Here is a 21,232-nt window from a genome sequence, read left to right on the forward strand (position 1 = left end):
CGTCCGAGCGGCACCCGTCCGGCTCCGGAGGAGGCTGCCCGCCCCAGCCCCCGGCCCACAGCCGGCCCGGCCGCCGCGACCCGGCCCGTCCTGAACGGCTCGCCGGTGCCGCCCGTCCGAGCGGCACCCGTCCGGCTCCGGAGGAGGCTGCCCGCCCCAGCCCCCGGCCCACAGCCGGCCCGGCCGCCGCGACCCGGCCCGTCCTGAAGAGGCCCGACGATGCCGCGTCCGAGCGGCACCCGTCCGGCTCAGCGGAGGGGCACTGCCGCGCGGGAGGTCGGGGCGATGGAACGCGTGGGCCGCAGCTTGGGCCCATGCGGGGCGGAGCCGTCGGCCGGAGGCGGGCGACCGTGCGCGCATGCGTGAGGGGGTGACCACCCGGTGGGTGGTCACCCCCTCAGCGTGGGTACGGGGTGGGGCGCCGGGTCAGTGGCCGCCCTGCTCGTCACGGCGGCGCTGCCAGCGCTGCTCGATCCGGTCCATCATCGAGCGCTTGGGCCGTCCCTGACCGCGTGCGTGCGGGGCACCCGCGGGCTGTTCGCCCGGCTTGGGGGCCTTGCGCCAGCCGGTCACGGCGAGAACCGCGCAGCCCAGCATGACGAGGAAGCCCACCACGCTGAGCCAGACCTGCTTGGCGACCATTCCGGCCATGAGGAGCGCGATACCCACGAGGAAGCCCGCGACCGCCTGGTAGACCCGCCGCCGGGTGTACGTACGCAGCCCGCTTCCCTCAAGCGCCGACGCGAACTTGGGATCTTCTGCGTACAGCGCTCGCTCCATCTGCTCGAGCATGCGCTGCTCGTGCTCCGAGAGCGGCACGGAGTCCTCCTCATCGTGCAGTCGCCGGGGCGACCCGGGGGTCCCTTCAGGATAGGCAGGGAATCGCCCCCGTGAAACCCGCCCCTCTACGCCAATTGGCCAACCGGAGCCCGCCATGGGCGTCCCGGTCCGCTGAGGCTTCCATTCCCCGGCGGCCGACCCGTCATGCCGGGCGGTCTCCCTCGATCATACGGCGCACAGCGCCCGAACGGGGGGCCTGTGGCGTACTCCATGTGCGGCCCAGCCGCTGATCAGCGGCGCGCCCCGGGAGCGGCTCAGGCCTCGTCGGCCCCCCGCGTCTCACCGAGCACATGGAGCTGGGTGGCCACGGAGTGGAAGGCGGGGAGTTCGGCGGCCGCCTCCTCGAGCTTCAGCAGGGCGTCCAGGGCGCCGGGTTCGGTGTCCACGAGGACGCCCGGGACGAGGTCGGCGAAGACCCGCACGCCGTGCACGGCGCCGACCCGGAGGCCCGCGCCCTCCACCAGCCCGGTGAGCTGCTCGGCGGTGAAGCGGCGCGGTACGGGGTCGCCGCTGCCCCAGCGGCCGTCCGGGTCGGTGAGGGCCTGCCGGGCCTCCTTGAAGTGCCCGGCGAGGGCGCGCGCGAGGACCGCTCCGCCGAGGCCGGCGGCGAGAAGGCTGAGGACACCCTCGGAGCGCAGGGCGGCCACGGCGTTGCGGACGCCCTCGGCGGGGTCGTCGACGTACTCCAGGACGCCGTGGCACAGGACGGCGTCGTAGCGGCCGCGCTCGACCACGTCGAAGAGGCCGTGGGCGTCGCCCTGGACGCCCGTCACACGGTCGGCGACGCCGGCCTCGGCGGCGCGGCGCTCCAGGGCGAACAGCGCGTTGGGGCTCGGGTCGACGACGGTGACGCGGTGGCCGAGGCGGGCGACGGGCACCGCGAACTTGCCGCTGCCGCCGCCGGTGTCGAGGACGTCCAGCGTCTCGCGGCCGGTGGCCTTGACCCGGCGTTCGAGGGCGTCCTGGAGGACCTCCCACACCACGGCGGTACGGAGGGAGGCGCGGGGTCGCATCGGGTCCGACACGGCAGTTGACTCCTCGGCGGGGCACCGCCTCTTGCGCTGCGGTGCGAACGGGCTGCCTCCCCGTGTCCCGCCCGACGCGCGGGCGGGCCAAAAGAAGGCTTCAGGCGCCTTCCACCCTATTGCCTCCGGCACCTCGCCCGGGCACTGCGGCCGCCGAGGCCCGCCCACCCCTGACGCCGCACCCGTCTCGGATCCGGGCAGGCCGCGCGGCCGTGGATCAGCCCGCGTCCGGCATGGTGCGCCCCGCTCCCCTGCCGCCCGGGTCGTCCCCGTCCTGCCGGGGCTGCGGCAGGACCGGCTGGAGGACGAGCATGCGCTCGACGAGGCGGATGAACATCGCCACGTCGCGTATCAGATCGTCGGCGTCCCGGCGGCTGGCCGCGCCCTGGATGCCCGCCTCGGCCCGGGCGCGGCGCCGGGCCCCCGACGCGAACAGCGCGCTCCACTCGGTGAGTTCGGGCGCGATCTCGGGGAGCACTTCCCAGGCGCTCCGGATGCGGGCCCGCTTTCGGGGCGAGGGTTCGGGGCGGCCGCGCGCGGCGAGTACGGCGGCGGCGGTGCGCAGGGCGGCGAGGTGGGCCGTGGCGTAGCGCTCGTTGGACGCTTCGAGGACGGCCGCCTCCTCCAGCCCGGCGCGGGCCTGGGCGAGCAGGTCGAGGGCGGCGGGCGGGGCCGTCGTCCGGCGCAGCACGGGGTGCACGTCGCTCGCCGGGCCGGTCAGTGAGGGGGCAGGGCCGGTGGCGCGGCGCCGGTGGGCGGCGGCTGCGTGGTAGCTGGCCATGACGAACCTCCTGTCGTCTGTGTGACGGCACACCCTGTCAGGTGGTGCCGTATATACCCATCGTGAGGTATGCCACTGACAATCCGTTCTGACCTGGGCTTTTGCTTCGATCGAAAGTTCGGGCTAGTTTTTGCACTGACCAGTCAGTTCAAAGAGTTCAGCGGAAAATCAAGCAGAAACGCAAGGGGGGACTGTGAGCGGCGTCCGCATCACAGCCGAGGGCTTCGGCCTCAAGGGTCCCCGCGGTTGGGCCTTCCGGGGCATCGGCGTCGACGCCGAACCCGGCTCGCTGCTCGCGATCGAGGGACCGTCCGGCTCCGGCCGGACGAGTCTGCTGCTCGCGCTCACCGGGCGGATGAAGGCCACCGAGGGGACCGCGACCGTCGGCACGGCACGGCTGCCGAAGCAGCTGGCGGCCGTGCGCCATGTCAGCGCGCTCGCGCACGTCACCGGTGTCACCGACCTCGACCCGGCGCTGACCGTCGGCGAGCACCTGCGCGAACGGGCGCTGCTGCAGCGGCGGTTCGCCGGGTCCGTACGGGACCTGCTGCGCCCACGTGCGGAGCGGGCTGCGGAGACGGAACTGAGGATCGACGCCGCGCTGACCGCAGCCGGGCTCGACCGCGCGTCCCTGCCCAAGGGCGCGCGGACCGCCGTACGCGATCTGGAGCGGCTGGAGGCGCTGCGGCTGTCGGTGGCCCTCGCGCTCGTCGGGCGGCCGCGGCTGCTCGGCGTGGACGACACCGACCTGAAGCTGTCCGAGACCGAACGCAGCGAGATCTGGAGCCAGTTGCGGTCCGTCGCCGAGGCCGGCACCACCGTCGTGGCGGTGTGCGCGCAGGCCCCCGAGGGCGCCGCCACGGTGTCCACCCGTACGCAGGAGAAGACGGAGGAGGAGACCGATGCACGCGCCGAAACTGGCAGCGCTTGAGCTGCGCCGCTTCGGCAGGGGGAAGCTGCCGCGGGCCGCGCTGGTCGCGCTTCTGCTGCTGCCCCTGCTGTACGGCGCGCTGTACCTGTGGTCGTTCTGGGACCCGTACGGCCGGCTCGACCGCATCCCCGTGGCCCTGGTGAACCAGGACCGGGGGGCGAAGGCCGACGGAAAGCGGCTCACCGCCGGCGACGACATCACCGAGGGCCTGCTCGACAGCGAGGTCTTCGACTGGCGTGAGGTGAGCGCCGAGCAGGCACGCGCGGGCGTGGAGGACGGGACGTACTACCTGTCGCTGACCGTGCCGGCCGACTTCAGCGCGCGGATCGCCTCCAGCTCGGGCGACGCGCCGGAGACCGGTGCCCTCCAGGTGCGCACGAACGACGCGAACAACTACATCGTCGGGCAGATCTCGCGCACGGTCTTCAGCGAGGTGCGCACGGCCGCCTCCACGAAGGCCTCGCGGTCCTTCCTGGACAAGATCTTCGTGTCGTTCTCCGACATCCACGGCGCGACCGCGAAGGCCGCCGACGGCGCCGAGGACCTCAAGGGCGGCATCGGCAAGGCCGAGAAGGGCTCCAAGCAGCTCGCCGACGGTCTGACGGAGGCCCAGAAGGGCAGCGGCACGCTGGCCACGGGCCTCCAGAAGCTCACCTCGGGCGCCGGTGACCTCCAGGACGGCTCGCAGAAGGTCGCGGACGGCACCCAGACGCTCGCCGACCGGGTCAACGGGGTCGCGGGCAAGGTGGGGCCCTTCCTGGAGGACAACGAGAAGGCCATCGGCGACACCGCGCAGCTGGTCGCCGACTCCGCCGCGGCGGTCCGCGCCAACCTCGACACCCTGGTGAAGGCCGCGCCGACCGCCGCCGAGGGCGCGCACGCGGCCTCGGACACCCTGGCCGCCGTCTACCGGGCGCGCTGCGAGAACCCGGTCCTGCCCGACCCGGCCTGCGCGGACCTGAAGAAGGCCAGGGACACGGCGGCCGACGTCGCCACGATCGCGGACGATCTCAACACGCTGATCGCGGACCAGGACGGCGACCTGAAGACGATGCGCTCGCACCTCGGCACGCTCCAGGAGCAGGCGCAGGCCCTCGCCGACCGCGGCCCGCACCTCTCCGAGGACCTCGACGACGCCGTCACCCGGATCAACGCCCTGAACACGGGCGCGAAGAAGGTCGCCGCGGGAGCCGCGGAGCTGCACACCGGCCTCGGCACCGCCCAGACCGGCGCCGGCGACCTCAACCAGGGCGTCGGCAGGCTCAGGACGGGCGCCGAGGACCTCAACGGCGGCATGTTCAAGCTCTCCGACGGCTCGGGAAGGCTCGCCGACGGACTGCACGACGGCGCCGAGCAGATCCCCGACTACGACGAGCGGGAGCGCGACGCGCGCACCGCCGTCATGGCCGACCCCGTGCAGCTGGCCTCCAAGGACCTGCACAAGGCGGCGAACTACGGCACCGGTTTCGCGCCGTACTTCATCCCGCTGTCGCTGTGGGTGGGCGCGATGGTGGCGTACATGCTGATCCCGCCGATGAACCGGCGCGCGCTCGCCGCGGGCGCCTCGGCCTGGCGGATCGCGCTGGCGGGCTGGCTGCCCGTCGTCGCGGTCGGGGTGCTGCAGACGACGGCGCTGATGGCGGTGCTGCACTGGGCGATCGGCCTGAAGATGGCCCACGCGGCCGGGACGGTGGGCTTCCTGTTCCTGGTGACGGCGTGTTTCGCGGCCCTCGTGCAGTGGCTCAACGCCCGCTTCGGCGCGGCGGGCCGGATCCTCGTGCTGGCCCTGCTGATGCTGCAGCTGACGTCGGCGGGCGGCACCTACCCGGTGCAGACCAGCCCCGGCTTCTTCAACGCCATCCACCCCTTCCTGCCGATGAGTTACGTCGTCGAGGCGCTGCGCAGGCTCATCACGGGCGGCGGTCTCGGACCGGTGTGGCACGCGTGCGCGGTGCTCGTCCTCTTCACCGCGGGAGCCCTCGCCCTGACCGCGCTGTCGGCGCGCCGTCGCCAGGTGTGGACCCTGGACCGGCTGCACCCGGAACTCAGCCTGTGAGGATCCGGCATACGGGAGGTCGGCTTCCTGTGACAATCGGGACCATGGAAAGCAGCACCACGTCGGGCGGCCGCACCCGCCGCGAGGCCACCCGGCAGAAGCTCTACGAGGCGGCCGTCACACTCATCGCCGAACAGGGCTTCTCCGCCACCACGGTGGACGAGATCGCCGAGCGGGCCGGTGTCGCGAAGGGCACGGTCTACTACAACTTCGCGAGCAAGTCGGTCCTCTTCGAGGAACTGCTGAGGCACGGCGTGGGCCTCCTCACGGCCTCCCTGCGGGAGGCCGCCGAGCGCACCGCGCGGGAGGGCGGCAGCAAGGTCGACGCCCTGGACGCGATGGTCCGCGCGGGGCTCGTCTTCATCGAGCGCTACCCGTCCTTCACCCAGCTGTACGTGGCGGAGCTGTGGCGCACCAACCGGGCCTGGCAGTCCACGCTCATGGTGGTGCGGCAGGAGGCGGTGGCCGTCGTGGAGGGCGTGCTGCGCGAGGGTGTCGAGGCAGGCGAGTTCAGTGACGAGATCGACGTCCAGCTGACCGCGGCGGCACTGGTCGGCATGGTGCTGGTGGCCGCCCTGGACTGGCGGGCCTTCCAGCCGGAACGCTCCCTGGACGACGTCCACGCGGCGCTGTCACGGCTGCTGCAGGGCCGGGTGAGCGGCGGCCGCTGAGGCCGGCCCGGACGGGCGGAGCCGGGCGCACAGAAGCGCCGGTCCCTGGTGGCCGCGTCCCCCGCGGGCCACCACGAACCGGCGCTTCCTCGTGCTCCCCCGTTCCCCCGTTCCCCCCGTCGTTCCCCCGTGCGGTCGTTCCCCCGCGGTCCCCCCGTGCCTCGCTCCCGCCGAACCGGCCGGCGGAAGGAGCGGATCGAGGGCCGCTCCGTTCCGGCGCCCCGTGTCGCCGGTGCCGGAGCCGCGCCCCTTTCCGTGCCTCCACTCTCCCGTCCGCGCGGGCCTGCTCCCATCCGCGCGCGTACTCAACTCACCCTCTAGGTACGCGTACTCAGAGCTGCGTGCTCAGGCTCAGAACACGGCGCGGGCCTCTGGTCACGATCGCGTCCGTGCCCGTACTCCCCTCGGGCAGCCGGGGCGCGGGGAGCGGCGGCCGGGCTGGCGGCGTGACGGCCGGCGGCGGCCGATAAAGTCGCGGGCATGGCACGGATTGCGGTGATCGGCGCAGGGATGGGCGCGCTGGCGACCGCCGCCAGGCTGGCCGTCGCGGGCCACCGGGTGGCGGTGTACGAGCGTACGGACACGTACGGCGGAGCGGTGCGCCGCTTCGAGCGGGACGGCTTCGGCTTCGACACCGGACCGGGGCTGCTCACCCTCCCCGCGGTCTACCGGGACCTGTTCGTCAAGACCGGCAAGGAGCCGCTGGAGGACCGCGTCGAGCTGGTCCAGGTCGACCCGTCGGCGCGGCACGTGTTCGCGGACGGCACCGAGGTGTCCCTGCCGAACGCCTCGCGCGCGGGCGTCGTCTCGGCCCTGGACGAGGCGCTCGGCTCGGGCGCCGGGCAGCGCTGGGGCGACTTCCTGGTGCGGGCCCGCGAGACCTGGGACCGCACCCGCCGCCCGCTGCTGGAGGAGCCCCTGTGGCCGAACTGGCGGGTGCTGGCCGACCGTGAGCCCTATCCCGCGGTGCCGCACAAGCGTCTGCTGCGCACCCGCCGGGCCGGCACGCTCGCCGAGGTCGGCGCCTGGGAGCTGCGCGAACCCCGGCTGGCCGCGCTGCTGGAAGGGCACGCTCTGGCGTACGGCCTCGATCCGCGGACCGCTCCGGCGAGCGCGGCCGTCCTGCCGTACATGGAGCACGCCTTCGGCACGTGGTACGTGCGCGGGGGTCTGCGGGAGCTGGCCCGCGCGGTGTACGAGCGGTGTCTGGCGCGCGGGGTCGAGTTCGTCTTCGGCGCCGAGGTCACCCGGGTCCTGGAGAAGGACGGCCGGGCGACGGGCGTGGAGCTGGCCCAGGGTGCCGGCTCCGGGGGAGGCGAGGTGGTGGACGCCGACTTCGTGGTCGCGCCCGGCGGTGCCGCGGGGCTTCCGCTCCGGGGCGAGGGCGAGGTCGCGCCCCAGCAGGGCCTGCCCAGCCGGCTGACCGTGCTGCTGGCGCTGCGCGGCGGCCGGCCGGAGGGCACCGCGCACCGGACCGTGGTGCACACCGAGGACCGCGCGGGCGAACTGGAGAGCCTCTTCGGTGCGGCGCCGGGGGTACCCGCGCGGCCGACGGTCACGGTGCTGCGGCCGGGCGACCCGGCGCTGGTGCCGGACGGCGACCACGAGGCGGTCACGCTGAGTGCCGTCGTCCCCGCCGGGTCGCAGCCGGGCGAGGAGCACGTGGAGGCTCTGCTCAGGGCCGCCGAGCGGGCCGTGCCGGATCTGCGCGAGCGTGTTCTGTGGCGCGAGGTGCGCACCCCCGCCGACATCGCGGAGGAGACGGGCGCCGCGGGCGGTGCCGTCCCGGCGCCGGCGCTGGCGGCGGCCGGCGGCCGGCTGCTGCACCCGGCGAACTCGACCGGCGTGGCGGGGCTGTTCACCGCCGGAGGCTGGTCGCACCCGGGAGGCGGGCTCCCTCACGCGGGCATGTCGGGCGCGCTGGTGGCCGGACTGGTGGTGGAGGGGCCGGAGTTCCGGGGCTCGCAGTGAGCGTCCGGCGGCGGGTCCTCCGTGACGCCCCGGTCACCGGGACCCTAGGACCGGCCCGGGAGCGGCGGGGGGCCGGTGCGTATCGGTACGGCGCGTCGGAGCGTCAGAACCGGTACTGGTCGTCGTACCCGTTGCCCTGCCCCTGCTGCTCGTCACCCTGGTACGGGTACTGCTGCTCGGGCGGAAGCTCGCCGCCGAACGAATCGTCGGTGCTGCGCTGTTGCGGGACCCAGACGCCGCCGGCCGGCGTCTCGCCGTAGCCGCCGGTGCCGTACTGCTCCTGGCCGTAGCCCTGTTGCCCGTACTGCTGCTGGTCGTAGCCGGCGTCGTAGGTGCCGCCGCCGTAGGTCTGGGTGCCGATGTACGGGTCGGAGTAGGCGGCGTACTGCTGCTGGCCGGTGGTGTCGTAGCCGTACTGCTGCTGGTTGTACCCGGAGTAGCCGTCGTAGCCGAAGGTCTGGTCGGCGCCCTGGGCGGCCGTCGCGTACTGGTCCTGGGCCTGTCCGGTGGCGGCCGCGTACGCGGAGTCGCTGTATATGCCGTAGGCGTTGGTGTCGTCGGGCAGGGGCTGCGGCGAGTAGACGGTGGTCTCGGCCGCGGAGGCCTGCGTGGCGCGGGCGGCCGGGGTGAACACGTCGTCGTGGTCGTAGTCGTCGTCGCGGAAGGCGCCCTTGTCCTGGCCGTAGCCGAGGCTGTCGCCGCCGAAGGAGCCCTCGGCGCCGTCGAGATGAGCGGTGGCCTCGCCCCCGTCCAGGTCGGTGACCTCCAGGGTCGGATCCTGGCGCTCGGCCTTGCCGCGGCGGCTTCGGGACAGGCCCTTGGGGAGCGCCCCCTCGGCGTCGCCGCGCCGCACGGCCCAGCCCTCGGCGAAGCCGCGGCGGAAGGAGAGGGTGACGTAGGTCTGGCCGACCGCGAAGGCGGCCGCGCCCAGTCCGATGACGATCACCGACGGAATCAGGACACCGAGCACCACACCGAGGAAGCCGACGAACGCCAGCAGCCGCCAGCGCAGGCGCGCCTTGTACTGCAGCAGCACCTCGCCGAGCAGCCACAGCGCGACGATGCCGAACGCGATGTAGAGGACCGTCCAGCCCATGTACGCCCCTCTCCCAGTGGCCGCTACGCAGTGTGTCGTATGTGGGTGCGACCGGTCTAGGCCTGCGGCGGGTGGTGCAGACCCAGGTTCTCGTAGATTTCCAGCGTCGCCGTGGAGTTGTTGAGCGTGATGAAGTGCAGTCCGGGCACTCCCTCGGCCAGCAGCCGTGCGCAGAACTCCGTGGCGAAGTCGATGCCCATCGAGCGTACAGCGGCCGGATCGTCTTTGGCTGTGAGCATCCGCTCTTTCAGGGCGTCCGGGAAGTAGGCGTTGCTGAGCTTCGGCAGCCTCTCCAGCATCTTCACGCTCGTCACCGGAAGCACCTCCGGGATGACCGGGGTGTCACAGCCGGCCGCCGCCACCCGGTCACGCAGGCGCAGGTACGACTCGGGCTCGAAGAACATCTGCGTGATGGCGTAGTCGGCGCCCGCCCGGCACTTGTCGACGAAGTGCGAGACGTCCGTGTCCCAGTCGCTGGAACGCGGGTGCATCTCGGGGAAGGCGGCGACGCCCACGCAGAAGTCGCCGGACTCCTTGATGAGCCGGACGAGCTCCGCGGCGTAGGTGAGGCCCCGCGGATGCGGGACCCAGTCGCCCATCGGGTCGCCGGGCGGGTCGCCGCGCACGGCCAGCATGTTACGGATCCCGGCGTCGGCGTACTGGCCGATGATGTTGCGCAGCTCGGCGACGGAGTGGTCCACGGCGGTGAGATGCGCCACCGGGGTGAGGGTGGTGTCGACGACGATCTGCTGGGTCTCCCTCACCGTGGTCGCCCGGGTGGAGCCGCCGGCACCGTACGTCACCGAGACGAAGTCCGGCGCGACCGCCTCCACCCTGCGGAGCGCCTCCCACAGGCTCCGCTCGCCCTTGGGCGTCTTCGGCGCGTAGAACTCGAACGAGTACGTCGTCTTGCCGGCGGCCAGGATGTCGCGCACGGTGCGTGCGCGGTCCGTCCTGGTGGATGCGGTTCCAAGGGCCATACCCGCAGGTTAACCAGGGGCCGACGGTCACCCAACCGGATGACGGATATTTGCCCGGATTGTCGGCTTGTTGTCCACCCTTCGGACAGGCGTCCGGCCGAACGGCCGCAGGGACCGTCGGGCCGGGACGGACGGACCCGGGACCGACGGACCCGCAACGCACGGGCCCGGGGCCGTCAGACGTCGCGCAGTCGCTTCGCGAACTCCGCCGCCGCGGCACCCGGATCGTCCGCCTCGGTGATCGCCCGGACGACGACGACCCGGCGGGCGCCCGCCTCCAGCACCTCGTCGAGGTTGCCGAGGTCGACGCCGCCGATCGCGAACCAGGGCCGGTCCGTGCCCAGGGCGGCCGTGTGGCGGACCAGGCCGAGGCCGGGGGCGTGCCGGCCCGGCTTGGTGGGGGTGGGCCAGCAGGGGCCGGTGCAGAAGTAGTCCACGCCCTCCTGGACGGCGGCGGCCTCGGCCTCCGCCTCGGCGTGCGTGGAGCGGCCTATGAGGACGTCGTCGCCCAGGACGGCGCGGGCCGCGGGGACCGGCAGGTCGCCCTGGCCGAGGTGGAGGACGTCGGCCGCGGCGGCGTGGGCGACGTCCGCGCGGTCGTTGACCGCGAGCAGCTTCCCGTGCCGGGCGCAGGCCTCGGCGAACACGGCGAGGTGCTCCAGTTCCGCGGCGGCCTCCATGCCCTTGTCCCGCAGCTGCACGATGTCGACGCCGCCCGCGAGAACCGCGTCCAGGAACTCCGGGAGGTCGCCCTGGCGGGTGCGGGCGTCCGTGCACAGGTAGAGACGGGCGTCCGCGAGGCGGGCGCGGGCGGTGTCGGTCATCGGTGTTCCCCGTGGTTCCGTCGTGTCGTTACCGGTTGCCTCAGACGGCGAGCGCCTGGGCGCGGCGCTTCACCTCCGTACCGCGATTCTCGCTGAGGGCCTGGGCGGGGGTGCCGGGCAGGCTCTCGTCGGGCGTGAAGAGCCACTCCAGCATCTCTTCGTCGGTGAAGCCGTCGTCCCGCAGGAGCGTCAGGGTGCCGGACAGGCCCTTGACGACCTTGTCCCCGTCGATGAAGGCGGCGGGGACGTGCAGCGCGCGGTTCTCACCACGGCGTACGGCGATGAGCTGGCCTTCCTTGATCAGCTGTCGCACGCGGATCACGTCGACATCGAGCATCTCCGCGATGTCGGGCACGGTGAGCCAGGCGGGTACGAGAGCATCGGTCTTTGCGTCAATCTCGGTCACGGGGTCAAGGGTAGGCGCATGTCCGGGTGGGCCGCGATGGCCGTTCTCCGGGTGCTGCGCCGTGGGGACCGGTCGCGCCCACGCGGCGGAGCCGCTCGTGTCACGGCCCGCGCCGCTTCAGGCAGGCGCAGTCGCGGTCTTCAAGGGCCGGCCCGGATCCGCCAGTGCCTCCGCGTCCATGCGCCTGCCCGCCTCGATCAGGCGTCTGCCCTGGGCGAGATCGCGTGGGCGCCCCACCGCCAGCAGAGCCACCAGGCGGTCCTCCCGCAGCCAGCACACGCTCCAGGCCGGTCCGGCCGGATCGCCGCGCCACACCATGCGGTCGGCCACCGCGTGGTGGCCCGCGTACTGGACGAAGCGGCCGAACTGCTCGGACCAGAAGTACGGCACCGGGTCGTAGATCACCGGGGGCTCGTCCGTGGCCGTTCCGAGGATGTTGGCGGCGACCGTGCGCGGGCCCTGGAGGGCGTTGTCCCAGTGGTGGACGAGGAGGCGTTCGCCGTACCGCCCCGAGGGGAAGGAGGCGCAGTCGCCGACCGCGTACACGTCCGGCACCGAGGTGCGCAGCCGGTCGTCGGCGACGACCTCGTGGTGCGCGCCCAGTTCGACGCCGGAGCCGGTCAGCCAGGCGGTGGCGGGGCGGGCGCCGATGCCGACGACCACGGCGCCGGCGGGCAGCCGGGAGCCGTCGTCGAGGACGACCGCACCGGGTTCGACACGCTCCACGCGCGCGTGGGTGCGCAGGGTGATGCCGCCGTCGGCGTACCAGGAGGTCATCGGGGCGGCGACCTCGGCCGGCAGGGCGCCGGCGAGGGGCCGGTCGGCGGCCTCCACGACGGTGACCGCGCAGCCGGCCTCGCGCGCGGCGGTGGCGAACTCCGCGCCGATCCAGCCGGCGCCGACGACCACGAGGTCGTGCTGGCGGGCGAGCACCGGCCGCAGCCGTTCGGCGTCGTCGAGGGTGCGCAGCAGATGGACGCCGGGCACGCCCTCGGCGCCCGGCAGCCGGATCGGTTCGGCACCGGTGGCGAGCACGAGGACGTCGTAGGGGACGGGCCCGGCCTCGGTGTCCACCTCGTGGTCGGCGGCGCGCAGGCCGAGCACCTCGCGGCCGAGCAGCAGCTCGATGCCGAGGCTCTCGAAGTCGACCTCGAACGCGGAGCCCTCGGCCTTGCCGAGCAGCACGGCCTTGGACAGCGGGGGCCGGTCGTAGGGCTGGTGGGGCTCCGCGCCGATCAGTGTCACGGTGCCGTCGAAGCCCTGTTCCCGCAGGGCGACCGCGGTCTGCACCCCGGCCATGCCCGCGCCGACGACGACCACGCGCCGCCCCGCCGGCCTGTCTTCTTCCCGCCTCTGCTCACTCACCCGATCACCCTAGACATGTGACGATTCGTCAGTCAGCCGTCCTGCTCCGTGACCTGCTCCACAACGCTGGTGCCGCTGCCCTGCTGCGACTCCCAGGACCAGGTCTCCTCCAGGCGCACGCGCCCGTCGGGCAGTTCCACGACCGTCGAGACGCAGTGCCCCGAGGACGTCGACCCGTCGTGCTTGAGCTGGACGTACCGGAAGTCGAGACGGTCCCCCTGACGGGTACCCACGAGATGGCCGCGCACGACGTCGCCGCCCGCGTAGTCCGCCCAGATCACACCGTCCCGCTCGCGGTAGGCGAAGCGGGTGCGGGTGCCGACCTGGCCCGGGGCCTGGTCGGCGACGGGGGCGAGGACGAGACCGTCGAGCGAGCGGTGCATGACGAAAGGCTCCCTTTACAGGTGCGCGGAACCACGGGCTAGGGTGTGGCCAACGTAGAGCACTCGCGGGAGCCCGGACGCACCGGGCTGAGAGGGAGGCTGGCGGCCTCCGACCGTACGAACCTGATCCGGGTCATGCCGGCGAAGGGAGGGGCTGGACGCCCATGTCGCGTACACGTACATCCGACGTCCTGGTCGTGGGGGGCGGGATCATCGGGCTCGTCACGGCGTGGCGGGCCGCGCAGCGCGGGTTCGCCACCGCCGTGGTGGACCCCGAGCCGGGCGGCGGGGCCGCGCGGGTGGCCGCCGGGATGCTGGCCGCCGTCACCGAACTGCACCACGGCGAGCAGACCCTGCTCGGCCTGAACCTGGCCTCGGCCCGCCGTTACCCGGACTTCGCCGCCGAGCTGACGGAGGTCACCGGGCTGGACCTCGGCTACCGCCGGTGCGGCACGCTCGCGGTCGCGCTGGACGCCGACGACCGCGCCCATCTGCGGGAGCTGCACGCGCTGCAGGCCGGGTCGGGGCTGGATTCGGAGTGGCTCACGGGGCGGGAGTGCCGGCGCCTGGAGCCGATGCTCGCACCGGGGGTGCGCGGCGGGCTGCGGGTGGACGGCGATCACCAGATCGATCCGCGGCGGCTGGCCGACGCGCTCGTCACCGCGTGCGAGCGGGCGGGCGTGGTCTTCCACCGGGCGTGGGCAGAGCGGCTGTCGGTCGGGGGCGAGCGGGCCGTGGGGGTCGTGACCGGGGACGGTACGGCCCTGGGGGCGGGGCAGGTGGTGCTCGCGGCGGGCAGCCTCAGCGGGCGGCTGGCGGGCGTCCCGGAGGACGTGCTCCCCCCGGTGCGGCCGGTGAAGGGGCAGGTGCTGCGGCTGACCGTGCCGCCCGGGTACGCGCCGTTCCTGAGCCGTACCGTGCGGGCCGTGGTGCGCGGCAGTCAGGTGTACCTGGTGCCCCGGGAGAACGGCGAGCTGGTCGTGGGCGCGACGAGCGAGGAGCTGGGCTGGGACACGACGGTGACGGCGGGGGGCGTGTACGAGCTGCTGCGCGACGCGCACGAACTGGTCCCCGGCATCACGGAACTGCCGTTGGTCGAGACACGCGCGGGCCTGCGCCCCGGCTCCCCCGACAACGCGCCGCTGCTCGGGCCGACCCGGCTGGACGGGCTGCTGCTGGCCACCGGGCACTACCGCAACGGGGTGCTGCTGACCCCGGTGACCGGCGACGTGATGGCGCACGCCCTGGCCACCGGTGAACTCCCCGACGAGGCCCTTCCCTTCACACCCCGGCGCTTCGGTGCCGCCGTCCTCACGGAGCTGCCCGCATGAACATCTCGGTGAACGGCGAGCGGCAGATGGTCGCTCCCGGTACGGCCCTCGACAGCGTCGTACGGTCCCTGACGCCGGCGGCCTCCGGGGTGGCCGCCGCGCTGAACGAAACGGTCGTCCCGCGCGCGCGGTGGTCCGCCACGGCACTCTCCGAGGGTGATCGCGTGGAAGTCCTCACCGCCGTGCAGGGAGGATGAGCGCCGTGGCCGACGATCCCTTCTTCCTCGGCGGTACGTCCTTCTCGTCCCGGCTGATCATGGGTACCGGGGGTGCGCCCAGCCTGGAGGTGCTGGAGCGGGCGCTGGTCGCGTCCGGGACCGAGCTGACGACGGTCGCGATGCGGCGGGTGAACCCCGCCGTCCGGGGTTCGGTGCTGTCGGTGCTCGAGCGGCTGGGCATCCGGGTGCTGCCGAACACGGCGGGGTGCTTCACGGCCGGGGAGGCGGTGCTGACGGCGCGGCTGGCGCGGGAGGCGCTGGGGACCGAGCTGATCAAGCTGGAGGTCATCGCCGACGAGCGGACCCTGCTGCCGGATCCGGTGGAGTTGCTGGAGGCGGCGGAGACGCTGGTGGACGACGGGTTCACGGTGCTGCCGTACACGAACGACGATCCCGTGCTGGCGCGGAAGCTGGAGGACGTGGGGTGCGCGGCGGTGATGCCGCTGGGGTCGCCGATCGGGTCGGGGCTCGGGATCCGCAATCCCCACAACTTCCAGCTGATCGTGGAGCAGGCGCGGGTGCCGGTGATCCTGGACGCGGGGGCCGGTACGGCGTCGGACGTGGCGCTGGCGATGGAGCTGGGGTGTGCGGGGGTGATGCTGGCGTCGGCGGTGACGCGGGCGGCGGATCCCGAGCGGATGGCGTGCGCCATGCGGGCCGGTGTCGAGGCGGGACGGCTGGCCCGGCTGGCGGGCCGGATCCCCCGGCGCTACTTCGCCGAGGCGTCGTCTCCCGCGGAGGGCCTGGCCGTGCTGGATCCCGAGCGCCCCGCGTTCTGACCGCCGGACCGGTCCCGTCGTCCCTCTCCCACCCGCGCACCACCCGCTTCCCACCGGTCGAGAGGTGAACCTCGCCCGCGGGGGGCCGCACCATCTGCGGGCACCCCACCGCGGGCCACGCGACCGCCGACGCCGGCCCGTCGCGGGCCCCGAGGGCCGTTCCCCGGCCCGTCGCGGGCCCGCCCGGTCCACCGCCGGCTTTCGGCCGGTCGGTCGTGGTTCCTCCCCGGCCGTGGTGCGGGCAGGGGGTGTGGGTGGGCTTTCGCGGGGGTGCCTTCGCCTTCGGAGCGGGGTTCGCGTCACAGGTCGGCTGCAGTCCTGCTCCGAAGGGGTGGAAGCCGTGGAGGTGTCGGTGGTGGCTCGTAGACTCGCTGCGTGGACACGACCCTTCAGGACCCTCTGGTCGGGCAGGTGCTCGACGGTCGGTATCGCGTCGACGCGCGTATCGCGGTGGGCGGGATGGCCACGGTCTATCGGGCCGTGGACACCCGCCTCGACCGTGTGCTCGCGCTCAAGGTGATGCACCCGGCGCTCGCGGCCGACGGGTCGTTCGTCGAGCGGTTCATCCGTGAGGCCAAGTCCGTGGCGCGGCTCGCGCATCCCAACGTGGTCCAGGTGTTCGACCAGGGCGCGGACGGGTCGTACGTGTATCTCGCCATGGAGTACATCGCCGGGTGCACCCTGCGTGACGTGCTGCGCGAGCGCGGGGCGCTCCAGCCGAGGGCCGCGCTCGACATCCTGGAGCCCGTGCTCGCCGCGCTCGGCGCCGCGCACCGGGCCGGGTTCGTGCACCGGGACATGAAGCCCGAGAACGTGTTGATAGGGGACGACGGGCGGGTCAAGGTCGCGGACTTCGGGCTGGTGCGGTCCGTGGACACCGTGACCAGTACCACCGGGGCCGTGCTCGGGACCGTCTCGTATCTCGCGCCCGAGCAGATCGAGCAGTCCGGTGCCGCCGACGCCCGCGTCGACGTGTACGCGTGCGGTGTCGTGCTCTACGAGATGCTCACCGGTGAGAAGCCGCACGAGGGCGACTCCCCCGCGATCGTGCTCTACAAGCACCTCCACGAGGATGTGCCGCCGCCCTCCGCCGCCGTGCCGGGGCTGCCCTTCGTCCTGGACGAGCTCGTGGCCTCGGCCACCGCCCGCACCCCGGCCGTCCGGCCGCACGACGCCGCCGCGTTCCTCGCGCAGGTGCGGGACGCGCGGGGCGCGCTGAGCGAGGAACAGCTGGACGCGCTGCCCCCGCAGGCCGTGTCCGCGGCGCACGACAACGCCGATGACCGCACCAGCGTCATCCCCCGCTCGCTCACCGTGCCCAGACCGCTGCCGGTCAACGAGGACGACGTCCCCGGCGACGGCGGCTCCGTCCACCGCACGTCCCGGTTCCAGAGCCCTCCGCCCCTGCCGCCCCGGCGCCGGACCGGGCGGCCCCGGGGCGGAACGCTCGCGGTCCTCGCCGTCGTGCTGCTGGTGCTGGGGGTGGGCGCCGGCGTCTGGTACATCAACTCCGGTCAGTTCACCAAGGTCCCCGCGGTGCTGACGCAGTCCCAGGCGAAGGCGGAGAAGCGGCTGGAGGCGGCCGGCCTCGAAGTGGGCAAGGTCGAGCACGCCTACAGCGACACGATCAAGCGCGGCAGCGTCATCAGCACGGACCCGGAGCCGGGCGCCAGGATCCGCAAGCACGACGCGGTCACGCTGACCGTCTCCGACGGCCCGCAGACCGTGAAGGTGCCGGACCTGACGGGCTCCCGGCTGGACAAGGCCAGGGAACTGCTCAAGTCGGACGGCCTGGAGCCGGGGCTGGTCACCGAGGAGTTCAGCGACGACGTCATCAAGGGGTTCGTCGTCAGCACCAGCCCCGGGGCGGGCGTCGAGCGGCGCGCGGGCTCGGCGGTGGCGATCGTCGTCAGCAAGGGCAGCCCGGTCGACGTCCCGGACGTCACCGGCGAGGACCTGGAGGACGCCAGGGCCGAGCTGGAGGAGGCCGGCCTGAAGGTGGAGGTCTCCTCGGAGGAGATCAACTCCGAGTTCGACAAGGGCCAGGTCGCCGCCCAGTCGCCGGATGCGGACAAGCAGGTCGCCGAGGGCGACACGGTGACGCTGACCCTGTCCAAGGGGCCGGAGATGGTCGAGGTCCCGGACGTGGTCGGCGACAGCGTCGACGACGCGAAGGACGCGCTCGAGGCCGCCGGATTCGAGGTGGAGGAGGACCGCGGGCTGCTCGGGCTGTTCGGCGACACGGTGAAGAGCCAGTCGGTGGAGGGCGGCGGGACCGCGCCCAAGGGGTCGACGATCACGATCACCATCCGGTGACCGGGCGGCGGCGGGGCGGGTCCCGGGGCATGACACCCTGAACGGGTGAGTCAGAAACGCCCCTTCCCCTCCCGCAACCCCGTCGGCGGCCATGTCCCCGTGGCCGGCGGACTGCACTCCGTGGGGTTGTCGTACGCCCACGACCTGAAGGCCGAGACGGTCCAGGTGTTCGTCGCCAACCCGCGCGGCTGGGCCACCCCGGCCGGGAACCCGGCGCAGGACGAGGCGTTCCGGGAGGGCTGCGCGGCGGAGTCGATCCCGGCGTACGTCCACGCGCCGTACCTGATCAACTTCGGCTCGCACACCGAGGCGACGGTGGAGCGGTCCGTGGAGTCGCTGCGCCACTCGCTGCGCCGGGGGCGGGCGATCGGCGCCCTGGGAGTGGTCGTGCACACGGGGAGCGCGACGGGCGGGCGGGAGCGGTCCGTGGCGCTGCGGCAGGTGCGGGAGCGTCTGCTGCCGCTGCTGGACGAGCTGACCCATGACGACGACCCGTTCCTGCTGCTGGAGTCGACCGCCGGGCAGGGCGCTTCCCTGTGTTCCCGGACCTGGGACTTCGGGCCGTACTTCGAGGCGCTGGACGCCCATCCGAAGCTCGGCGTCTGCCTCGACACCTGTCATGTGTTCGCCGCCGGGCACGACCTGACCGGCCCGTCCGGCATGCACCGGACCCTCGATTTGCTGGTGGACACCGTCGGGGAGGGCCGGCTGAAGCTGATCCACGCCAACGACTCCAAGGACGTGGTGGGCGCCCACAAGGACCGGCACGCCAACATCGGCGCGGGTCACATAGGCGAGGACCCGTTCCGCGCCCTGATGACCCACCCGGCCACGGAGGGCGTGCCGCTGGTCATCGAGACCCCCGGCGGCAAGGAGGGGCATGCGGCGGACGTGGAGCGGCTGAAGAAACTCCGCGAGATGTGACCCGTTCAGGAATACCCCTGGGGGGTATACGGTTCCTGTCGGTGCAGGAACCGTCGTCCGACATTGGGGGCATCATGCAGCACGAGGCGCACACGGCACACGCTCACCACCGGCACGCGCCGGCCGCCGGCAGCACCTGGGCCACGGCCGCGCAGGCCACCCTGCACTGCCTCACCGGCTGCGCCATCGGCGAGGTGCTCGGCATGGTCATCGGCACGGCGCTCGGCTGGGGCAATGTGCCGACCACGGCCTTGGCGATCGTCCTGGCCTTCTTCTTCGGTTACTCGCTCACCCTGCGCGGGGTCCTGAAGGCCGGCCTCGGCTTCCGTGCCGCCCTCCGGGTGGCGCTGGCCGCGGACACCCTGTCGATCGCGGTGATGGAGCTGATCGACAACGGCGTGATCGCGCTGTGGCCGGACGCGATGGACGCCGAGCTCGCCGACGTCCTGTTCTGGGCCTCGCTCGCGATCTCGCTGGTCATCGCCTTCGTGGTCACCGTGCCGGTCAACAAGTGGATGATCGGGCGCGGCAAGGGGCACGCGGTGGTGCACCGGTACCACCACTGACGGGCGTGGACACCGGGAGTCAGAGCTCGGGGCCGTCCCCGGGCTCCTCCTGGTAGGAGTACCGCTGCTCCTGCCAGGGGTCGCCGATGTTGTGGTAGCCGCGCTCCTCCCAGAAGCCCCGGCGGTCGGCGGTCATGTACTCCACGCCGCGGACCCACTTGGGCCCCTTCCAGGCGTAGAGGTGGGGGACGACCAGGCGGACCGGGAAGCCGTGCTCGGCGGTGAGGAGCTCGCCGTCCTTGTGGGTGGCGAAGATCGTGCGCTCGGAGGCGAAGTCCGCGAGGCGCAGGTTGGAGCTGAAGCCGTACTCCGCCCACACCATCACATGGGTGACGTCGGCGGCGGGCGGGGCGATCTCCAGGACGGTCCGGGCCGGGATCCCGCCCCACTCGGCGCCGAGCATGCTGAACTTCGTCACGCAGTGCAGATCGGCCACCACGGTGGTGTACGGCAGGGCCGTGAACTCCTCGTGGTTCCAGCAGCGCTTCTCACCGTCGGCGGTGGCGCCGAAGACCCGGAACTCCCAGCGCTCGGCCCGGAACTTGGGGACCGGGCCGTAGTGGGTGACCGGCCAGCCCCGCTGCAGTCGCTGCCCCGGCGGAAGCTCGGACGGTGCTGCTTCTCCAGATTCGCGCTCCACCGGCTGACCCATGTCTCCATCCTGACAGACCCGACACAGTGCACATGACCGGCCATGTCCCGAATCGGGCAACACCGGCTAAGCGTGCACCAACTTACTAAGTACACACTTACTGGACGATCTTCTGCGCCGGTGAAATCATGCGGCGGCAACCTCCCCGACCCCCACGTGGAAGGAGCCTCTGCGATGCAGGGCGACCCCGAGGTCATCGAGTTCCTCAACGAGCAGCTCACCGCCGAGCTCACCGCGATCAACCAGTACTTCCTCCACGCCAAGATGCAGGAGAACCTCGGCTGGACGAAGCTCGCGAAGTACACGCGGCACGAGTCCTTCGACGAGATGAAGCACGCGGAGGTGCTCACCGACCGGATCCTGTTCCTGGAGGGGCTGCCCAACTACCAGCGCCTGTTCCATGTGCGCGTGGGCCAGAACGTCAAGGAGATGTTCGAGGCCGACCGGCAGGTCGAGGTCGAGGCGATCGACCGGCTGCGGCGGGGCATCAAGGTGATGCGGGAGAAGGGCGACATCACGTCGGCGAACATCTTCGAGTCGATCCTCGCGGACGAGGAGCACCACATCGACTACCTCGACACCCAGCTGGAGCTGCTGGAGAAGCTCGGTGAGGCCCTCTACATCGCGCAGCTGATCGAGCAGCCCGAGAGCTAGGCCGCCTCGTCGAGCCGTTCGAGCCCGGCAAGGAGCGGCCGGCCCTGGTCGGCCGGCTCACGGCGGGGGCACGCGCCCCGGCCGAGAATCGCCTGGATCCGGCGTACGCACGAGCCGCAGTCGGTGCCGGCCTTGCAGGCGGAGGCGATCTGGCGGGGCGTACAGGCGCCGTCGTCCGCGTGCTGCTGGACCTGCGCCTCGGTCACGCCGAAGCAGCTGCAGACGTACACGCGGATCCACCTCCCGCCGGGATCGATGAGTGATGCCGTCCCGTTGATCGGTGAGGCAAACCTAACCTTACCCGGGCAGCCGGGAGTACAAAAGTGGAGTGGGGGGGGGGGGGGGGGGGTTGGGGGGCCCCCCCCCCCCCCACCCGGCGGGGGCCCCCCGGGGGGGGCCCCCCGGCCCCAACCCCCCCGCGCCCCCCACCGCCGGGGGAGGGGTGGGGGGGGGGGCCCGGGCG

General features: G+C 73.1%; 22 protein-coding genes and 1 riboswitch. Of the genes, 11 read left to right on the plus strand and 11 right to left on the minus strand.

The window, feature by feature from the left end; translation table 11 throughout:
• Positions 1-426 precede the first annotated feature (426 nt).
• The 3 genes from ACFY30_RS39140 to ACFY30_RS39150 all read right to left on the minus strand — a co-directional run bounded on the left by ACFY30_RS39140 (position 427) and on the right by ACFY30_RS39150 (position 2,646).
• On the minus strand, positions 427-819 hold the full coding sequence (locus ACFY30_RS39140) for a DUF3040 domain-containing protein (protein ID WP_390655834.1): 393 nt from the start codon (positions 817-819) through the stop codon (positions 427-429).
• A gap of 275 nt (positions 820-1,094) precedes the next feature.
• Positions 1,095-1,865, minus strand: a complete 771-nt coding sequence (locus ACFY30_RS39145; RefSeq protein WP_390655833.1) for a methyltransferase — start codon at positions 1,863-1,865, stop codon at positions 1,095-1,097.
• Between the two features lie 217 nt (positions 1,866-2,082).
• Positions 2,083-2,646, minus strand: a complete 564-nt coding sequence (locus ACFY30_RS39150; RefSeq protein ID WP_390849916.1) for an SAV_6107 family HEPN domain-containing protein — start codon at positions 2,644-2,646, stop codon at positions 2,083-2,085.
• A gap of 193 nt (positions 2,647-2,839) precedes the next feature.
• On the opposite strand from ACFY30_RS39150, the gene ACFY30_RS39155 reads away from it, so the two are divergent.
• From ACFY30_RS39155 to ACFY30_RS39170, 4 genes are all read left to right on the plus strand, one after another.
• Positions 2,840-3,577 carry an ATP-binding cassette domain-containing protein gene (locus tag ACFY30_RS39155; protein ID WP_390849917.1) on the plus strand — a complete coding sequence of 246 codons (738 nt, stop codon included), beginning with the start codon at positions 2,840-2,842 and terminating at the stop codon, positions 3,575-3,577.
• Positions 3,549-5,633, plus strand: coding sequence for a YhgE/Pip family protein (locus ACFY30_RS39160; protein ID WP_390849918.1), 2,085 nt, complete (start codon positions 3,549-3,551; stop codon positions 5,631-5,633). Before ACFY30_RS39155 ends, ACFY30_RS39160 begins: the two co-directional genes overlap by 29 nt.
• Before the next feature lie 44 nt (positions 5,634-5,677).
• Positions 5,678-6,304, plus strand: coding sequence for a TetR/AcrR family transcriptional regulator (locus ACFY30_RS39165; RefSeq protein ID WP_390849919.1), 627 nt, complete (start codon positions 5,678-5,680; stop codon positions 6,302-6,304).
• 480 nt (positions 6,305-6,784) lie between these two features.
• Entirely contained in the window at positions 6,785-8,275 is a 1,491-nt protein-coding gene (locus ACFY30_RS39170; RefSeq protein WP_390849920.1) for a phytoene desaturase family protein, read from the plus strand.
• Between the two features lie 103 nt (positions 8,276-8,378).
• Here the strand turns inward: ACFY30_RS39170 and ACFY30_RS39175 are convergent, their stop codons facing one another.
• From ACFY30_RS39175 to ACFY30_RS39200, 6 genes are all read right to left on the minus strand, one after another.
• Positions 8,379-9,371 (minus strand): hypothetical protein, encoded by a 993-nt coding sequence (locus tag ACFY30_RS39175; protein WP_390849921.1) that lies wholly within the window; start codon positions 9,369-9,371, stop codon positions 8,379-8,381.
• A gap of 56 nt (positions 9,372-9,427) precedes the next feature.
• Positions 9,428-10,351, minus strand: coding sequence for a methylenetetrahydrofolate reductase [NAD(P)H] (gene metF, locus ACFY30_RS39180; protein WP_390849922.1), 924 nt, complete (start codon positions 10,349-10,351; stop codon positions 9,428-9,430).
• Positions 10,352-10,527: 176 nt separating this feature from the next.
• A complete protein-coding gene (thiE, locus tag ACFY30_RS39185) occupies positions 10,528-11,175 on the minus strand; it encodes a thiamine phosphate synthase (RefSeq protein ID WP_390849923.1) in 648 nt (215 codons plus the stop codon).
• A 40-nt stretch (positions 11,176-11,215) separates the two neighbouring features.
• Positions 11,216-11,581, minus strand: coding sequence for an Rv2175c family DNA-binding protein (locus ACFY30_RS39190; RefSeq protein ID WP_390849924.1), 366 nt, complete (start codon positions 11,579-11,581; stop codon positions 11,216-11,218).
• Positions 11,582-11,698: 117 nt separating this feature from the next.
• Complete coding sequence (locus tag ACFY30_RS39195; protein ID WP_390849925.1) at positions 11,699-12,946, minus strand: NAD(P)/FAD-dependent oxidoreductase; 1,248 nt, start codon at positions 12,944-12,946, stop codon at positions 11,699-11,701.
• Positions 12,947-12,978: 32 nt separating this feature from the next.
• A complete protein-coding gene (locus ACFY30_RS39200) occupies positions 12,979-13,329 on the minus strand; it encodes a hypothetical protein (protein WP_390849926.1) in 351 nt (116 codons plus the stop codon).
• A gap of 55 nt (positions 13,330-13,384) precedes the next feature.
• A riboswitch (TPP riboswitch) is annotated at positions 13,385-13,496 on the plus strand.
• On the opposite strand from ACFY30_RS39200, the gene thiO reads away from it, so the two are divergent.
• The 6 genes from thiO to ACFY30_RS39230 all read left to right on the plus strand — a co-directional run bounded on the left by thiO (position 13,494) and on the right by ACFY30_RS39230 (position 19,463).
• Positions 13,494-14,660, plus strand: coding sequence for a glycine oxidase ThiO (gene thiO, locus ACFY30_RS39205; protein WP_390849927.1), 1,167 nt, complete (start codon positions 13,494-13,496; stop codon positions 14,658-14,660). (Overlaps the previous riboswitch by 3 nt.)
• Positions 14,657-14,857 carry a sulfur carrier protein ThiS gene (gene thiS / locus ACFY30_RS39210; RefSeq protein WP_390849928.1) on the plus strand — a complete coding sequence of 67 codons (201 nt, stop codon included), beginning with the start codon at positions 14,657-14,659 and terminating at the stop codon, positions 14,855-14,857. The genes thiO and thiS overlap by 4 nt, the downstream gene beginning before the upstream one ends.
• A gap of 5 nt (positions 14,858-14,862) precedes the next feature.
• On the plus strand, positions 14,863-15,657 hold the full coding sequence (locus ACFY30_RS39215) for a thiazole synthase (RefSeq protein WP_390849929.1): 795 nt from the start codon (positions 14,863-14,865) through the stop codon (positions 15,655-15,657).
• A gap of 375 nt (positions 15,658-16,032) precedes the next feature.
• Positions 16,033-17,973 carry a Stk1 family PASTA domain-containing Ser/Thr kinase gene (pknB, locus tag ACFY30_RS39220; RefSeq protein ID WP_390849930.1) on the plus strand — a complete coding sequence of 647 codons (1,941 nt, stop codon included), beginning with the start codon at positions 16,033-16,035 and terminating at the stop codon, positions 17,971-17,973.
• A gap of 45 nt (positions 17,974-18,018) precedes the next feature.
• On the plus strand, positions 18,019-18,897 hold the full coding sequence (locus ACFY30_RS39225) for a deoxyribonuclease IV (protein ID WP_390849931.1): 879 nt from the start codon (positions 18,019-18,021) through the stop codon (positions 18,895-18,897).
• A 74-nt stretch (positions 18,898-18,971) separates the two neighbouring features.
• Positions 18,972-19,463, plus strand: coding sequence for a DUF4396 domain-containing protein (locus ACFY30_RS39230; protein WP_390849935.1), 492 nt, complete (start codon positions 18,972-18,974; stop codon positions 19,461-19,463).
• Between the two features lie 19 nt (positions 19,464-19,482).
• Here the strand turns inward: ACFY30_RS39230 and ACFY30_RS39235 are convergent, their stop codons facing one another.
• Positions 19,483-20,115, minus strand: a complete 633-nt coding sequence (locus ACFY30_RS39235; protein ID WP_390655816.1) for a sulfite oxidase-like oxidoreductase — start codon at positions 20,113-20,115, stop codon at positions 19,483-19,485.
• 174 nt (positions 20,116-20,289) lie between these two features.
• Here ACFY30_RS39235 and bfr point away from each other — a divergent pair, with 174 nt between their 5' ends.
• On the plus strand, positions 20,290-20,769 hold the full coding sequence (bfr, locus tag ACFY30_RS39240; protein ID WP_390849932.1) for a bacterioferritin: 480 nt from the start codon (positions 20,290-20,292) through the stop codon (positions 20,767-20,769).
• Here the strand turns inward: bfr and ACFY30_RS39245 are convergent.
• Positions 20,766-20,999 (minus strand): bacterioferritin-associated ferredoxin, encoded by a 234-nt coding sequence (locus tag ACFY30_RS39245; protein ID WP_390849933.1) that lies wholly within the window; start codon positions 20,997-20,999, stop codon positions 20,766-20,768. The genes bfr and ACFY30_RS39245 overlap by 4 nt on opposite strands.
• Positions 21,000-21,232 lie beyond the last annotated feature (233 nt).

Origin of the sequence: Streptomyces sp. NPDC000345 (genome assembly GCF_042898825.1) — a bacterium.
Taxonomy (GTDB): domain Bacteria; phylum Actinomycetota; class Actinomycetes; order Streptomycetales; family Streptomycetaceae; genus Streptomyces.

Coding starts and splice junctions, on each gene's coding strand:
- ACFY30_RS39200 (WP_390849926.1), bottom strand. CDS start 13,329: ATGCACCGCTCGCTCGACGGTCTCGTCCTCGCCCCCGTCGCCGACCAG.
- thiE (WP_390849923.1), bottom strand. CDS start 11,175: ATGACCGACACCGCCCGCGCCCGCCTCGCGGACGCCCGTCTCTACCTG.
- ACFY30_RS39235 (WP_390655816.1), bottom strand. CDS start 20,115: ATGGGTCAGCCGGTGGAGCGCGAATCTGGAGAAGCAGCACCGTCCGAG.
- bfr (WP_390849932.1), top strand. CDS start 20,290: ATGCAGGGCGACCCCGAGGTCATCGAGTTCCTCAACGAGCAGCTCACC.
- ACFY30_RS39165 (WP_390849919.1), top strand. CDS start 5,678: ATGGAAAGCAGCACCACGTCGGGCGGCCGCACCCGCCGCGAGGCCACC.
- thiO (WP_390849927.1), top strand. CDS start 13,494: ATGTCGCGTACACGTACATCCGACGTCCTGGTCGTGGGGGGCGGGATC.
- ACFY30_RS39170 (WP_390849920.1), top strand. CDS start 6,785: ATGGCACGGATTGCGGTGATCGGCGCAGGGATGGGCGCGCTGGCGACC.
- ACFY30_RS39150 (WP_390849916.1), bottom strand. CDS start 2,646: ATGGCCAGCTACCACGCAGCCGCCGCCCACCGGCGCCGCGCCACCGGC.
- ACFY30_RS39160 (WP_390849918.1), top strand. CDS start 3,549: ATGCACGCGCCGAAACTGGCAGCGCTTGAGCTGCGCCGCTTCGGCAGG.
- thiS (WP_390849928.1), top strand. CDS start 14,657: ATGAACATCTCGGTGAACGGCGAGCGGCAGATGGTCGCTCCCGGTACG.
- ACFY30_RS39230 (WP_390849935.1), top strand. CDS start 18,972: ATGCAGCACGAGGCGCACACGGCACACGCTCACCACCGGCACGCGCCG.
- ACFY30_RS39175 (WP_390849921.1), bottom strand. CDS start 9,371: ATGGGCTGGACGGTCCTCTACATCGCGTTCGGCATCGTCGCGCTGTGG.
- metF (WP_390849922.1), bottom strand. CDS start 10,351: ATGGCCCTTGGAACCGCATCCACCAGGACGGACCGCGCACGCACCGTG.